Raw genomic sequence first — 13,802 nt, forward strand, 5'->3', positions numbered from 1 at the left:
GGGGAGGGGGACCAGCGAAGCTGGTGGAGGGGGGCGTCCGCATACGGAACCGTTGCGTTGCGTGGACACTCCCCTCCACCATGCTGCGCATGGTCCCCCTCCCCGCGTAGCGGGGAGGATTTAGCGGGGGCAGCTTACCGTCACGTCGGCCGTCGTACCCAGCGCGACGCGCGCGACGCTCAGCGTCAGCTTGCCATCGGTCGACAGAGCGAAGGGGGTATCGACCTTCGCCATGTTCACATTGCCGCCGAAGCATTTGAGCGGCACGCCCAGCGTCTTCCACTGGCCGACCGGCAGCTGTTGCAACTGACCCAGCGCCACCTGCCCGCCGCCGGGCCCGCTGCGCAGCGACAGGGTGACCGGCTTGGTCGGGGCGGCGTCGACGCGCATCGTCGATACCAGCATGACGTCGCCATTGGTCTGACGGGTCAGGTCGACCGGCGACTGGGTGCTCAGCACGATCTGCGCCGGGCCGCTGCCGTCGATGGCGAAGCGGCGCGCGCCCTCCTGAACACCGTGATCGGTCGCGGTGACCTTGACCCGGCCCGCCCCCGATTGCGCGGGAACGGTGGTGATGCGGGTGTTGCCGCCGGTGCCGGCGCCGCCGACCTCGAGCGACCAGGCAGTTGCGGGCAAGCCCTTGTCCATGAACACGTCGCCGGCATCGGCTTCGGCGACCTTCGCGTCTTCGGACAGCGTCGGCACCGTCGTCCTGCTGGCGGCGGTCAGGCCATAGCGGATCGGGAATTGCGTCGGCCCGGTCGCGTCGGCCGTCGCCGGCCACGGGAAGGACAAGGTACCGGTAAAGTCGCGCTTCGCCTTGCCGCCCTGCCCGGCGAGCAGCACATCGGCGACGCCCGCGCCCTCCGATCCGGGCAGCCAGCCGACGACGAAGGCATCGGCGGCGTTGATCGCGGCGTTCACGAACAGCGGCCGTCCGGTCAGCATCAGCGCGACGACCGGAATCCCCTGCGCCTTCAGCTTCTTCATCGTTTCGATGGGGCTACGCAGTTCGGGGCGCAGCTGGAGCGTCTTGATGTCGCCTTGGAACTCGGCATAGGGGGTTTCGCCGAACACCACGATCGCCGCGTCAGGCTTAGCCCCGGTGAAGCTGCCATCGGCCGACAGCGTCGCCGATCCGCCCGCCGCCTTGGCCGCCGCATCGATCCCTTGCCAGATCGAGGTCGCGCCGGGGAAATATTTCGGGTCGATCCCCGTCCCCTGCCACGTCAGCGTCCAGCCGCCCGACTGGCGCGCGACGTCGTTCGCGCCATCGCCGGCGACCAGCACCCGCGCGCCGGCCTTGATCGGCAGGACCGAGCCGTTGTTCTTGAGCAGCACCAGCGACTTCGCCACCGCCTCGCGCGCGATGGCGCGGTGTTCGGGGCTGCCGAGCAGGTCGAACTTGCCCGACAGCGGACGCGACGACGGCTTGCCCGCCTCGAACAGCCCGGCGCGAAGTTTGACACGCAGGATGTTGGATACCGCGTCGTCGAGGCGCGCCATCGGCACTTCACCCGACCTGACCTGCTTGACGAGGTTTTCCCAGATCGGCTTCCAACTGTCGGGCGCCATATACATGTCGAGCCCGGCATTGATCGCGCGCGGGCAGGACGCATTGGTGCAGCCGGCAACCTGGCCATGCGCGTTCCAGTCGCTGACGATGAACCCCCCAAAGCCCATGCGCTGCTTGAGCACATCGGTCAGCAGCCCCTTGTGCCCGGTCACCTTCTCGCCGTTCCAGCTCGAAAAGCTGGCCATGACCGTCTGCACCCCGGCATTGATCGCCGAGACATAGGGCGTGCCGTGAATGTCGCGCAGCGTGGTTTCGGGGATCTTCGCATCACCCTGATCCTGCCCGCCGAAGGTGCCGCCATCGGCGAGGAAATGCTTGGTCGAGGCGAGGACGTACGGCCCCTTCAGCTGGTTGGTCGATCCGGGCGCGCCCTGCAGCCCTTCGATGAACTGGGTGACGTAGCTGGCGACCAGCTTGGGATCGGACGAATAGCCTTCATAGGCACGGCCCCAGCGCAGGTCCTGCGGCACGGTGATCGTGGGGGCAAAGGTCCATTCGATGCCGGTCGCGCGGATTTCGGCCGCCGTCGCCTGCGCGATCTTCCGCATCAGCGCCGGGTCGTGCATCGCGCCCAAGCCGACATTGTGCGGGAAGAGCGTCGCGCCCACGATATTGCTGTGGCCGTGCACCGCATCGGTGCCCCAGATGACCGGAATGCCGACGCCGCCGTCGCTCTTGTCGACCGATGCCTCGTAGAACCGATCGGCGAGCTTCAGCCATTCGGATGCCGGCGCGAATTCGTCGTTGTTCGGCGCGGAATTGCCGCCGTTCAGCACCGAGCCGAGATGATAGCGCTTTACATCCTCGGGCGTCAGGCTGGCGATATCGCCCTGCACGACCTGTCCGACCTTTTCTTCGACCGTCATCTTCTTCAGCATGTCGGCGATTCGCTGCTCGACCGCCGGATCGGCCTTGTACGGCCAATTGGCGCGCGGCCAGATGTCGGGGTGGACGGTCGCGGCCGGCGCGGGGGCCGGCACGGTCTGCGCGGCGGCGGGCAGCGCGAACGCCATGCCGGCCAGCATCGTGCCCATCAGAAATTGCGGTACCGGTTTCATCGCATCGCTCTCCCTCTGCCCGCGATTCCACCGCGTGCGATCCTTTGCGTCCCCGTTCGCCAATTCCGACAACGGTGTCAATCGTCAGACAAGGGTTTCGCCAATACGGTTTCCGATTGAACTGGCCTATCCACTGGTCCACGCTCTGCCAAAAGAACGAACGGCGCCGCCGTGATTGGGAGATAGTGCGTGTCCTGCCCCCTACCCGCCCGGGACCTCCGCGCGTGACCGATCGTGCGCCGATCCGCCTGTCGGGGACCAACCTCGAACGTGCCGCCGACCATAACCAGCGGATCACGCTGCATGCCATCCGGGTGTCGGGGTCGCTGACCCGCATCGACCTGGCCAACATCACCGGCCTCACCCCGCCGGCGATCGCCAACATTACCCGCCGCTTGCTGGGCGAGGGGCTGATCCTAGAGGCCGGGCAGCGGCGCGGCGGACGCGGCCAGCCGCCGACCAAGCTGGTGGTCAATCCCGCCGCCTGCTACGCGATCGGCATCAATATCGACCGCGATCACGTGACGATCGTGCTGGTCGACTTCACCGGGCAGACGCTGGCGCGCGCCACCCGCGACGTCGATTTCGCGCTGCCGGACGACGTCGCCGATTTCTATCGATCGGTCATCATTGGACTGGTCGCCGAGGCGCAGGTCGATGCCGAACGGATCGTCGGCATCGGCGTGGCGCGGCCCGACGATCTGGGCACCGTCGACCTGCCCGGCCGCCCGGCCAGCTATACCGAATGGGAAAGCGTCGACATGGCGACGCTGTTCGCGGCGCCGATCGACCGGCCGGTGTTCGTCGAGAACGACGCGGCGGCAGCGGCGATGGGCGAGCTGCAACTGGGCCATGGCCAGCATCAGGCGAGCTTCTTCTATGTCCTGATCTCGTCGGCGCTGGGCGGCGGGCTGGTGATCGACGGCAGCTATTATCGCGGCGCCAAGGGGCGGTCGGGCGAACTGGGCTTCCTGCTCGGCAGTGACGGCAAGGGCGGACGCAGCCAGATCCAGCACAGCGTATCGCTGTCAGGCCTGTCGGATCCGTTGCAGCGCGCGGGCTTCACGCTCGCCGACATGCTGGGCGAACGCGGCGAGGATGCGGCGCTACTGGCGGTGGTCGATAGGTGGATCGATGCGTCGGTCGACCGGCTGGTCGAGCCGATGATCGCGATCAACTGCCTCATCAATCCGGCGGCGATCTTCGTCGGCGGGCGGCTGCCGGGGCGGCATGTCGAAACGTTGGCCGAGCGGCTGAACGAACGGCTGCGGGTCGAGGCGACCAACGTCCCGGCGCTGGCCCCGGTGCGCCGGGCGATGCTGGCCGAGGACGCCCCCGCGGTGGGCGCAGCGATCCTGCCGTTCAGCCACTTCCTGCTGCCGAGCGCGACCGCGCTATGGAAGGCGGAGGAGGCGGTTTAGGGCCGCGCGAAGTCCAGCAACCGGCGCAGCGAGCGATAGGCGGCGGAGGATTTGGGTTCGAACACCGCATCGAGATGCGCCAGCCGCTCGCGGGCCTGTGCGGCGAAATCCATCTTGATGTCGGCGGCCGGCGTGCCGTCGGTTGCGATCAGTTCGCGGCGGAAGCGGTGCAGCGTATGGATGTCGATCGCGCCCTCGCCGAACAGGCGGAAGCCGTAATCGGCCATCTCGCGCGGGGTCAGGTCGCGGATATCGGGCGGCGACAGGGCGGCGGTGGAAGGAATGCCGCTGCCCTTGAACTGCGCGGCAAAGGCCAGTTCGAACCGTCCGCTGGCACCCGCCGCCACGCCTTTTGCACCTGCCTGCATCGCCGACTCCACTTTCAGCGAGCGACCATGGCATGGCGGTAATTGACGACGGGTTAGCGCGATGACGACCTTATACGATTCTCGTCGAAAACATCACAACAATACGCGTCCATTGTCCGGTCTTTGAATAAACAAACTGAATTTACTAATTGCGCTTTCCCACGAAGCCTGCGACGCTAATACGACTTTCACCTGTGATAGGCTTTTCGGGAATGAACATGGTTTTCGATCCAGTGGCGGCGCGCGACCAAAGTGATCTGCCGTTGGCCGGGATCGAACTTGGTGGCACCAAGTGCGTCTGCACGTTGGCGCACGGGCCCGACCAGATTCTGGCACAGGAAACGGTGCCGACCGAGCATCCAGACGTCACCCTGCCGGCGATCGCCGCTATCCTGCGGCACTGGTGGGACACGACCGGTTTCGCCGCGCTCGGCATTGCCAGCTTCGGACCGGTCGATCTGGATCCCGCCTCGCCGACCTGGGGCCATGTTCTCGCCACCACCAAACCCGACTGGCCGATGACCGACGTCGCAGGGCGACTGTCGCCGATGTTCGATGTGCCTGTTGCCTTCGATACCGACGTCAATGGTGCCGCTTTTGCCGAGACGCGCTGGGGCTGTGCGCAGGGGTTCGACGATTTCGCCTATGTGACGATCGGCACCGGGGTCGGCGTGGGGCTGCTAGTCAACGGCCAGCCGACGCGCGGGATCGGCCATGCCGAGATCGGCCATCTGCGCACCCCGCGCCTGCCCGGCGACATGCTGCCGAGCGGCTGCCCGTTCCATGACGATTGCGTCGAGGGACTGGCATCGGGGACGGGCATCAAGGCGGCGCTGGGCGACGTCCATGTGTCGACGCTGTCGGCAGACCATCCGGTCTGGGACCGCGCCGAAGCGGCGATCGTCGCGATGTGCCATGCGATGGTGTGCACCACCGGTCCGAAGCGGATCGCGATCGGCGGCGGGGTGATGAACAAGCAGCCGCATCTGCTGGCACGAATCGAACCGGCGCTCCGGGCGAGCATCAACGGCTATCTGCCGCTGCCCGCATGCGACTATGTCGTCGCCCCGGCGCTCGGCGATCAGGCGGGGCCGCTCGGGTCGATCGCGCTGGCGCAGAACGCGTTGCAGGCGCGCGTCGCCGCGTAAGGGCGGGCGCCGGCGCCCGCCCACGCCCGGTTCAGTGCAGGCTCTTCGCCGACGCGACGTTGCGCGTCGCGGTGCGCCCGGCGGCGACTGCAAAGCCGCACAATGCTGCATAGCATAGCGCCGGCACGAGGAACGCCGGCCCATGGCCGACCGCCCCCGATACTAGGCCCACGACCGGCGGAATCACCGCCCCGCCGAAGATCGCGGTGCACAACAGGCCGGAGGTCGCCGCCTCGCTGGCGGTCGAGCGTTCGAGGGTCAGGGTGAAGATCACCGGGAACATGATCGAGTTGAACAGCCCCATCGACAGCGCGACGAACCCGGCGGTGACCCCGCCCACGCCCGCGACATACAGGCACATGCCGACCGCGATCGCGGTGAACAGCGCCATCAGCTTCCACGCCTTCACCTTCGACAGCAGCACCGATCCGATCGCGCGACCGACCATTGCCCCGCCCCAATAGAAGGCGACGGCCTTGCCCGCTTCCTGCAACGACACGCCGGGCACGCCGTCGCTGCCCATCGCGAAGCCGAGCAGCGGCACGCCGAACGGCGCGTCCGACGCGCCCCAGACGCTGTCGGCATTGAGGAACAGCGCCATCTGCGTCCCGATCGCGACCTCGGCCCCGACATAGACGAAGATCGCGCTCGCCCCGAGCAGTGCCCAGCGCGACGAAAACGCATCGGCAAGCAATGCCCCGGGCCCCGGCACCTTGGCCGGCGCGGCGGGCACCGCCGCCGACACGACCCGGCGGCTGAGGAAGAAGAATACCGCCAGCGCCGCGATCAGCCCGGCGATCCAGAAATAGGCGCGGTCGATCCCGGCCAGCGCACCGGCGCGCACCGCGTCCGTCAACACCGTGCCGTCCTTTACCTCGACCCCTTCGAGGAACAGGCTGGCGCCGAGTAGCGGCCCGAGAAAGGTACCGAACGAGTTGAACGTCTGGCTGAGCGTCAGGCGGAAATGGCTGAGCTTCGGATCACCGAGCGCCGCCGCCAGCGGGTTCGCCGCGACCTGCAGCACGGTGATGCCCGCCGCGAGGATGAACAGGCCGAGCAGCACCAGCGGAAACACCGCGAGGTTCGCCGCGACCAGCATCGTCAGGCAGCCGATAATCATCGTCACCAGCGCGAACAGGATCGACGGCACCGCGCGCAACCGACCGAGCAGGATCGCAGCCGGCATCGAGATCAGGCCGTAAGCCAGGAAGAAGGCGGACGCCGCCAACTGCGCCTCGAAATCGGTCAGGGTGAAGATACCCTTCACCGCCGCGACCAGCGGGTCGATCAGCGAGGTGATGAACCCCCAGGCGAAGAACAGGGTGGTGACGGCAGCAAATGCCAGCCCGGTGGTGGCGGAACCCGCCTGTTTGTCGGCCAATGCGGCGCTCCCCTTAGTCGGACTAATTCGACTATTTGTTTATGGTATTGATAGCGCTCGCCGAGGGCGGGGGGAATGTCAAGGCGGGGTGGCTGCGATGTGCCAGTCCCGGACCAGTCCCCCTCGTCATTCGACCTTGAGCGAGTCTTGCGGGAAAATACCGATTCTAGCCCCCTTGCCGTACCCCCGCGCAGGCGGGGGTCCAGGGCCCCAAACGCAAGCCGTTGTTCTGTTTGGCTCTGGACCCCCGCCTGCGCGGGGGCACGGCGAGTTTCCGGCCAAGCTTGCGGCTTTCGAAAAGGTCTCGGGTAAATCCGGGGTGACGGAACGCTCCTACCCCAGCATCGCCAGCATCTGCGCCGCCAGTTCGGACAGCGTATCATCACGCGCGCCCATCACCACAATCCGGTCGCCATCGCGCGCCTGCGCCACCAGATGCGCTGCCGCCGCCAGCCGGTCGGGGATATGCCGGGCGGGGGCGCCCTGCACGGTCAGGTCGTTGACGATGTCGGCGCTGGTCACTTCGCGCGTCACCGTGCCCCCGCGATAGACCGGATCGGGCAGCACCAGCAGATCGTCGGCCTCCAGCGCGCCGGCGAACATCGTCACCAGTTCGCGGCGCATGACCTTCAGCGGACCATAGCCGTGCGGTTGAAAGAACAGCAGCAACCGCCCCGGCTGGGTACGCAGCGTGGCGATGGTCGCGGCGATCTTGTCGGGATTGTGCCCGAAATCGTCGATGACGCTGACATCGCGCGCGGTGCCCACCAGTTCGAAGCGCCGCTTCAGTCCGGAGAAACCGGCGATCGCCGCGACCGCATCGGCGATCGGCACCCCGGCGGCGGCAACCGCTCCGATCGCCGCCAGCGCGTTGGCGACATTGTGCCGCCCCGGCACCGTCAGCCGCACCGCATGGACCTGCCCGTCCGCGACCAGGTCGAACCGGCTGGCAAAGGGGTCGAGCACCAGCGCGCGGGCGACCAGATCGGCCTCGCCCTCGACCGCAAAGGTCGTGCGCTTGGCCGCCGGCACCGCCGCCGCCAGCGCCGCCGCCTCGCCATCGCCGACATTGACGACGACATGGCCGGCGCGATCGGCAAAGCCGCCGAACAGCGCGCGCAATTCCTCCAGCGTCTTGTGGTCGAGGCTGATATTGTTGAGCACCGCGACCTGCGGGCGATAAAGGGCGATCGACCCGTCGCTTTCGTCGACCTCGCTGACGAAGGCATCGCCCTGTCCGACCAGCGCGCTGGCGAAGGGGCGGTCGGCGGCGACGAAATCCTTCATCACCGCGCCGTTCATGACCGTCGGGTCGCGGCCGAGCGCGTGCAGCACATAACCGATCATGCCGGTGACGGTCGACTTGCCGCTGGTCCCCGCCACCCCGATCGACAGCGGCGCGGCATTGAACAGTTGCGCGAGCAGTTCGGCGCGGCCCATCCGCGTCGCCCCGACCCTGTCCGCTGCAACGATGTCGGCAACGGTCGGCTCGATCGCCGCCGAGGCGACCACGATTTGGTCGGCCGATACGATGCCGCTGCCATCCTGAGGAAACAGCGCGATTCCGGCGGCGCGCAGCGCGTCGAACATGGCCGGCAGGCTCGCCTGGTCGAGCGAACGGTCCGATCCGGCCACGGTCGCACCGCGCCCGGCGAGGATCATGGCGAGCGGCAACATGCCCGAACCGCCGATCCCGACGAGGAAGAAGGATTTGCCGTACAGCATTGCGCGGGGCTATCGACCTTGGCCTTCAGTGGCAAGCGGGGTTGCAGGATGCGGATCGGGGTGGTGGCACCGGCGCGGCGCGTGGACGAGGAACAGATGGCGCGGACACAGGGCTATGCCGCGCTGACCTATCCCGCGGTCGATCTGGTCGTGCATCCGCAATGTTTCCTCGACGCCGGGCATTTCGCCGGCACCGACGAACAGCGCGCGGCGGCGTTTCTGGAATTCGCCAACGATCCCGGCTTCGACGCGATCTGGTTCGCGCGCGGCGGCTATGGATCGAACCGCATCCTCGACCGGGTCATGCCGCAGCTAAACCGCGCGGCGGCGGCGAAAAGCTATGTGGGCTTCTCCGACATGGGGTTCCTGCTCGGCGCGCTCTACGCCCGGCGGATCGGACGGCCGGTCCACGGCCCGATGGCGGCACAGGTCGGCAAGGCCGGCGGCACCAACAGCGCGGCGCGCTCGCTCGCATGGCTGGTCAACCGCGACCGGTCGGTACTGGCACCCGAACTCGACGGACGGCCGACCGTCGCCTTCAACCTTGTTATCCTGTGCGCGCTGATCGGCACGCCATGGCTGCCCGACCTGACCGACCATGTCGTGATCGTCGAGGAGGTCGGCGAGGACCTGTACCGGATCGACCGCCTGTTCTGGCAGTTGCGCGAGGCGACGCAGCTGAAGGGCATTGCCGGCATCCGCCTCGGCGCGGTGACCGACCGGAGCCCCGACGACACCGGCTTTGGCGAGACCGAGGAGCAGATCGTCACCCGCTGGGCCGGCGCGATGGGCGTGCCCTATCTGGGACGCGCGAAGGTCGGCCATTATGCCGACAACATGGTGGTGCCGTTCGGGGTGGCGTGAGGGATTACCAGTTTGTCGGCTTGTGGATCCTATCGGTCGGGCTCACGACAGGATCGGGGAGTTGCGACCCAGCCAGCAGATGCAGGCGCGGGTCGATCTTGAAGTCCGCAAGCGCCTTGAGTTCGACGCTGCCCTTTGGCCGGGGCGGCACCAGACCGATCACCATGCCGCAATCGGCCTTCGCCATGCGGATCGGGGTGAGCAGGTCAGAATCGTTCGAGATGATGACTGCGCATTGGCAGTGGTCGAGATAGGCGTCGCGCAGCAGATGCGCGGCGAGGTTGACGTCCGAACCCTTCTCCTCGCTCTTGAACGTCCATGCTTTGATCGGCTCGCCTGCCGCATCGAACTTCAGGACGGGCTGCCCGCGTGCCCGTAGATAGCGTCCGGTCGCGGGATCAGTCTCCACGACGACCTGGCTGACGACCGAACTCATGAACGTGCCGAGATGCACTTCGACCCGCGATAGCGAGCGCAGCGCCTGCAGATAGGCGAATTGACGAGTCGGCTGGTCCGGGTCCTGCGGCCGGGCATCCACCTGTGCGGTGAAATAATGGATCTTGGCGACGTCGTTGCGCGGCAGCAACTGATCGCACCAACGCTCCAGATCAAGCCACTTGTAGGGCGTACCCCTTAGCAGGCCGTAGTAAAGGTTGAACCCGTCAATATAGACATGGGTCTTCAAGCCATCAGCCCCGCAAAGAGCAACGGCGGGCTTTTGGCCCGCCGTGCGCCCGACGGCCGAGGCCGATCGGGGGAGTTGTATGTTTTGATGTATGACAACAGAACATGCCTTACAAGGCCAACCTACTGCCCGAACGTCCGCGGGGCGGGGCTGACCGTCACCGCGCCGCCAGTGCGTACTTCCTGTACCTCCAACGCGCGTTCGGCGATGCCGTCGCGGCCGAAGCGGAAGGCGCCATCGAGCCCGGCAAAGCCGTCCTCCCCGCGCAACCGGCTTTCGGGGAAGTCGCGGCCGATCGGCCAGTCGCGGGCGATGCGCACCGTCAGCAGCACCGAATCATAGCCGAGACTCGACAGGCGGTACGGCGCGGCGTTGAAGCGCGCGCGATATTTAGTCGCGAACTGGCGATAGAGGGTGTTCGACACGCTCGCATACCATGCGCCGTTGAGCGCCGGCATCGATCCGAGGCCGGTTTCGGTATTCCACAGTTCGGTGCCGAGCACTTTCGCGCTGCGACTGGGCGACTTGCGGATCGCGGGTACCGCCAGCGCCGCCGTGCCGGCCTGATCGGCGATCAGCACCGCTTCATAGGGCGAGGTGCGCGACAGGCGGGTGACGGCGGCCGCCACCTGTCCGCTGCCGCGGTCATAGGTCTGGATCGACACGACCTGTCCGCCGGCCTGTTCGACCGCGCGCAGGAAGCTGGTCGAGGCGCGCTGGCCATAGACGCCCGCCGGCACCAGCCCGGCGAACTTGCTGATCCCGCTGGTGCGCGCGAAGCCGACCACCCGCTCGATCGATTGCGCCGGGGTATAGCCGAGCAGATAGGCGCCGTTGCCCGCGACCGACACGTCGTTCGAATAGCTGATGACCGGCACCTTCGCACCGCGCGCGATCGGCGCGACCGCACGGACATCGTCGGCGAGCAGCGGGCCGAGGATCAGGCGATTGCCTTCCGCGATCGCGCGCTGCGCGGCGGCGGCGGCACCGGTGGCGGTGTCATAGGTGGTGATTCGCACCCGTTCGCTGCGGGTGTCGAGCAGCGCGAGCTGCGTCGCATTGGCGATCGATCGGCCGACGCCGCCATTGGGACCGGTCATCGGCACCAGCAGCGCGACGCGGTGGCGCTGCGTATCTTCGGGAATGCCGCCGGTCACCGGCGCGGGGCGGGTCGGTTGCGGACGGGTGGTCGCGGGCGGCGCCTGTTCGACCGGCCCCTTGGGCACGAGCGTGGCGCACCCCGCCAGCAATGCCGCGCCCAGCAGCGCCGTGGCGCGCGCGAAATGGTGCCGCCATTGCCGGGGCGCTATCGTCTCTGCCATGACCCTATCCCTGATGACCGAAAAACTTGAGCCCGGCCTCTACATCGTCGCGACCCCGATCGGCAATCTCGCAGACCTAAGTCCGCGCGCTGCCGATATTTTATCGCGCGCCGACATTATCGCGGTGGAGGACAGCCGGGTGACCGCCGGGCTGCTGCGCCATATCGGCGTCAAGCGGCCGATGATCCCCTATCACGACCATAATGCCGAGGGGATGCGCCCCGGCCTGATCGCGCGGATGGCGTCCGAAGCGGTGGCATTGGTGTCGGACGCGGGCACGCCGCTGATTTCCGATCCGGGATACAAGTTGGTCCGCGATGCCCGCGCGGCGGGCCATGCGGTGGTGACGATTCCCGGGCCATGCGCGGCGGTGGCGGCGCTGACGCTCGCCGGGCTGCCGACCGACCGGTTCCTGTTCGCCGGTTTCCTGCCGCCCAAGGCGCATGCCCGCGCCGAATCGATCGCCGAGATCGCCGCCATCCGCGCGACCCTGATCTTTTACGAAAGCGGGCCCCGCCTGTCGGCGACGCTGGCGGCGCTGGCCGAGGGGCTGGGCGACCGGGACGCGGGCGTCGCGCGCGAGATCACCAAGAAGTTCGAGGAATGCGTGACCGGCACGCTGTCGACGCTGGCGGAGCGCTATGCCGATGCCCCGCCCAAGGGCGAGATCGTGATCGTGGTCGCCCCGCCCGGCGCGCCGCCCCCTGCGACCGAGGCCGACGCGGATACGGCGCTGCGCGAGGCGCTGACCCGGCTGCCCGCATCGAAAGCGGCGGGTGAAGTCGCCAAGGCGCTGGGGATGGACCGGCGCGAACTCTATGCGCGGGCGATGGCGCTGAAGGGGGAATGAATCAGGCGGCGATGATGCCGAACGCCTGGGTCTGCAGCGGGCGGACGGCGGCGTTGATCGGCAGCGTATCGCCGCAACAGGCGCATTCGGCGATGATCCGTCCGACAAACCATTGCGAGGCGCCGCAGCTTGGGCAGTTGTTGCGCCCGTGCAGCGCGTAGAGCGGCACCCGCGTATGGAATTGGACGGATCGTTCCATGGCATTCTCCCTGTCGAAAAGGGAACGCCACCACCGCTTCGCAGTTCCGTGCCGAAGCCGCTGAAAAATAGACGAAGCCACCAAAGGTTCCGAACACTGTGCCACGGTTGGACGGTTACGCGAACCGGCCCGCCGCACTTCCGGTTACGCGGGCGTCCGTTCGTCCAGCAGGCTTTGCGCGTCAAGTCCCAGCAGCGCGATATGCGCGCGAATCCGGGGCCAATGCCCGGTCAAGAACCGCTCGCGCTCCGCCACGCGCAGCCGCTCGACCGCACCGGGCAGCACGAACATGCCGACGCCGCGCCGCACCTCGACATAGCCATCGTCCTGAAATGTCTGGTACGCCTTGGCCACGGTCAGCGGATTGGCACCATGTTCGGCCGCGAAGGCCCGGACCGAGGGTAGCTGGTCGCCCGCCCGATATTCGCCGCGCAGGATCGCCGCCGCGATCAGCGCGCGCAGGCGAAGATAGACGGGCGTGTCCTCATGGTCGATCGCTGTCATGCTGACTTAATACAGCAACGGCCGGGAAAGTCCACCGCTCACCCGGCCCAAACCGTACGGATGCGCGTCAGGTCGGGACGCGGCCGTTCGTCGAGCGGCCGCCCCGGCGACCCGATATAGACGAAGCCGGCAATCGCTTCGTCCGACGATCCGAAGGCGTCGCGGACTTGGCGGCTGAACGCCGCCCATCCGGTCAGCCAGCTCGCGACATAGCCCATGGCATGCGCAGCATGGAGCAGGTTCATCGTCGCCGCACCCGTGGACATCAACTGCTCCCATAGCGGGATATGGCTGTCGACCGGCGCGGACAGGACGACGATCAACGCCTCCCCCTCGTGCGCGAAGCGGTCGCAGGCGTCGAGTTGCGCTTCGGTCGCGCCCGGATTATCCGCGGCAAAGGCGTCGCGCAGCAGTGCCGCGAACGCCCCGCGACGTTTGCGCGGGATCACCACGAACCGCCACGGCGACAGCTTGCCATGATCGGGCGTACGCGCGGCGATGGCGATCATCTCGTCGATCTCGGCGTCGCTCGGCCCCGGCGCGACCATGTCGCGCGGCTTGCCCGAACGGCGGGTTTTGAGGTGGCTGAGCAGCGTCGAACGGTCGTTGAAGGTCATCGCCGGGACGTAGGGCGCCGCCCGCCTCCGCACAATGCGCTTGGCATTGCCGTTTCTTGCGTTACGAATTGGCGACAGGAGACG

The 13,802-nt window shown here is 67.5% G+C and carries 13 protein-coding genes; 4 read left to right on the top strand and 9 right to left on the bottom strand.

Annotated features, from left to right (window positions below; genetic code table 11):
- Positions 1-120: 120 nt before the first annotated feature.
- Complete coding sequence (locus tag ACTHQV_RS13145) at positions 121-2,634, bottom strand: glycoside hydrolase family 3 protein (RefSeq protein ID WP_440490865.1); 2,514 nt, start codon at positions 2,632-2,634, stop codon at positions 121-123.
- Between the two features lie 224 nt (positions 2,635-2,858).
- Between ACTHQV_RS13145 and ACTHQV_RS13150 the strand changes: the two genes are divergently transcribed.
- The gene (locus ACTHQV_RS13150) at positions 2,859-4,055 is read left to right on the top strand and encodes an ROK family transcriptional regulator (RefSeq protein ID WP_440490866.1); all 1,197 of its coding nucleotides are present in this window, start codon (positions 2,859-2,861) and stop codon (positions 4,053-4,055) included.
- Here ACTHQV_RS13150 and ACTHQV_RS13155 read toward each other — a convergent pair.
- The gene (locus ACTHQV_RS13155) at positions 4,052-4,423 is read right to left on the bottom strand and encodes a hypothetical protein (protein ID WP_440490868.1); all 372 of its coding nucleotides are present in this window, start codon (positions 4,421-4,423) and stop codon (positions 4,052-4,054) included. The genes ACTHQV_RS13150 and ACTHQV_RS13155 overlap by 4 nt on opposite strands.
- 218 nt (positions 4,424-4,641) lie before the next feature.
- On the opposite strand from ACTHQV_RS13155, the gene ACTHQV_RS13160 reads away from it, so the two are divergent.
- Positions 4,642-5,571, top strand: coding sequence for an ROK family protein (locus ACTHQV_RS13160; RefSeq protein WP_440490870.1), 930 nt, complete (start codon positions 4,642-4,644; stop codon positions 5,569-5,571).
- A 31-nt stretch (positions 5,572-5,602) separates the two neighbouring features.
- On the opposite strand, the gene ACTHQV_RS13165 is transcribed toward ACTHQV_RS13160, so the two are convergent.
- Both ACTHQV_RS13165 and ACTHQV_RS13170 read right to left on the bottom strand, forming a co-directional pair.
- Positions 5,603-6,952: an MFS transporter gene (locus ACTHQV_RS13165; protein ID WP_440490872.1), complete on the bottom strand. Its 1,350-nt coding sequence runs from the start codon at positions 6,950-6,952 to the stop codon at positions 5,603-5,605.
- Positions 6,953-7,285: 333 nt separating this feature from the next.
- The gene (locus ACTHQV_RS13170) at positions 7,286-8,677 is read right to left on the bottom strand and encodes a glutamate ligase domain-containing protein (RefSeq protein ID WP_440490873.1); all 1,392 of its coding nucleotides are present in this window, start codon (positions 8,675-8,677) and stop codon (positions 7,286-7,288) included.
- A 48-nt stretch (positions 8,678-8,725) separates the two neighbouring features.
- Between ACTHQV_RS13170 and ACTHQV_RS13175 the strand changes: the two genes are divergently transcribed.
- The gene (locus ACTHQV_RS13175) at positions 8,726-9,541 is read left to right on the top strand and encodes an LD-carboxypeptidase (RefSeq protein ID WP_440490875.1); all 816 of its coding nucleotides are present in this window, start codon (positions 8,726-8,728) and stop codon (positions 9,539-9,541) included.
- A gap of 4 nt (positions 9,542-9,545) precedes the next feature.
- Here ACTHQV_RS13175 and ACTHQV_RS13180 read toward each other — a convergent pair whose 3' ends face one another.
- Positions 9,546-10,226, bottom strand: coding sequence for an NYN domain-containing protein (locus ACTHQV_RS13180; RefSeq protein WP_440490876.1), 681 nt, complete (start codon positions 10,224-10,226; stop codon positions 9,546-9,548).
- Between the two features lie 122 nt (positions 10,227-10,348).
- Entirely contained in the window at positions 10,349-11,548 is a 1,200-nt protein-coding gene (locus tag ACTHQV_RS13185; protein WP_440490878.1) for a penicillin-binding protein activator, read from the bottom strand.
- 13 nt (positions 11,549-11,561) lie between these two features.
- Here ACTHQV_RS13185 and rsmI point away from each other — a divergent pair, with 13 nt between their 5' ends.
- Complete coding sequence (gene rsmI / locus ACTHQV_RS13190; RefSeq protein ID WP_440491124.1) at positions 11,562-12,398, top strand: 16S rRNA (cytidine(1402)-2'-O)-methyltransferase; 837 nt, start codon at positions 11,562-11,564, stop codon at positions 12,396-12,398.
- A 1-nt stretch (position 12,399) separates the two neighbouring features.
- Here the strand turns inward: rsmI and ACTHQV_RS13195 are convergent, their stop codons facing one another.
- From ACTHQV_RS13195 to ACTHQV_RS13205, 3 genes are all read right to left on the bottom strand, one after another.
- Positions 12,400-12,597, bottom strand: coding sequence for a hypothetical protein (locus ACTHQV_RS13195; protein ID WP_242119075.1), 198 nt, complete (start codon positions 12,595-12,597; stop codon positions 12,400-12,402).
- 144 nt (positions 12,598-12,741) lie between these two features.
- Complete coding sequence (locus ACTHQV_RS13200; RefSeq protein WP_242119073.1) at positions 12,742-13,101, bottom strand: GntR family transcriptional regulator; 360 nt, start codon at positions 13,099-13,101, stop codon at positions 12,742-12,744.
- A 38-nt stretch (positions 13,102-13,139) separates the two neighbouring features.
- Complete coding sequence (locus ACTHQV_RS13205) at positions 13,140-13,718, bottom strand: nitroreductase family protein (RefSeq protein WP_440490880.1); 579 nt, start codon at positions 13,716-13,718, stop codon at positions 13,140-13,142.
- Positions 13,719-13,802 lie beyond the last annotated feature (84 nt).

It is taken from the genome of Sphingomonas sp. SAFR-052 (genome assembly GCF_051965015.1).
GTDB lineage: Bacteria > Pseudomonadota > Alphaproteobacteria > Sphingomonadales > Sphingomonadaceae > Sphingomonas.

Excerpts from the sequence above, each read along its gene's own strand:
- ACTHQV_RS13145 (WP_440490865.1), bottom strand. The coding sequence starts at position 2,634 with ATGAAACCGGTACCGCAATTTCTGATGGGCACGATGCTGGCCGGCATG.
- ACTHQV_RS13155 (WP_440490868.1), bottom strand. The coding sequence starts at position 4,423 with ATGCAGGCAGGTGCAAAAGGCGTGGCGGCGGGTGCCAGCGGACGGTTC.
- ACTHQV_RS13160 (WP_440490870.1), top strand. The coding sequence starts at position 4,642 with ATGGTTTTCGATCCAGTGGCGGCGCGCGACCAAAGTGATCTGCCGTTG.
- ACTHQV_RS13170 (WP_440490873.1), bottom strand. The coding sequence starts at position 8,677 with ATGCTGTACGGCAAATCCTTCTTCCTCGTCGGGATCGGCGGTTCGGGC.
- ACTHQV_RS13175 (WP_440490875.1), top strand. The coding sequence starts at position 8,726 with ATGCGGATCGGGGTGGTGGCACCGGCGCGGCGCGTGGACGAGGAACAG.
- ACTHQV_RS13185 (WP_440490878.1), bottom strand. The coding sequence starts at position 11,548 with ATGGCAGAGACGATAGCGCCCCGGCAATGGCGGCACCATTTCGCGCGC.
- rsmI (WP_440491124.1), top strand. The coding sequence starts at position 11,562 with ATGACCGAAAAACTTGAGCCCGGCCTCTACATCGTCGCGACCCCGATC.
- ACTHQV_RS13195 (WP_242119075.1), bottom strand. The coding sequence starts at position 12,597 with ATGGAACGATCCGTCCAATTCCATACGCGGGTGCCGCTCTACGCGCTG.
- ACTHQV_RS13200 (WP_242119073.1), bottom strand. The coding sequence starts at position 13,101 with ATGACAGCGATCGACCATGAGGACACGCCCGTCTATCTTCGCCTGCGC.
- ACTHQV_RS13205 (WP_440490880.1), bottom strand. The coding sequence starts at position 13,718 with ATGACCTTCAACGACCGTTCGACGCTGCTCAGCCACCTCAAAACCCGC.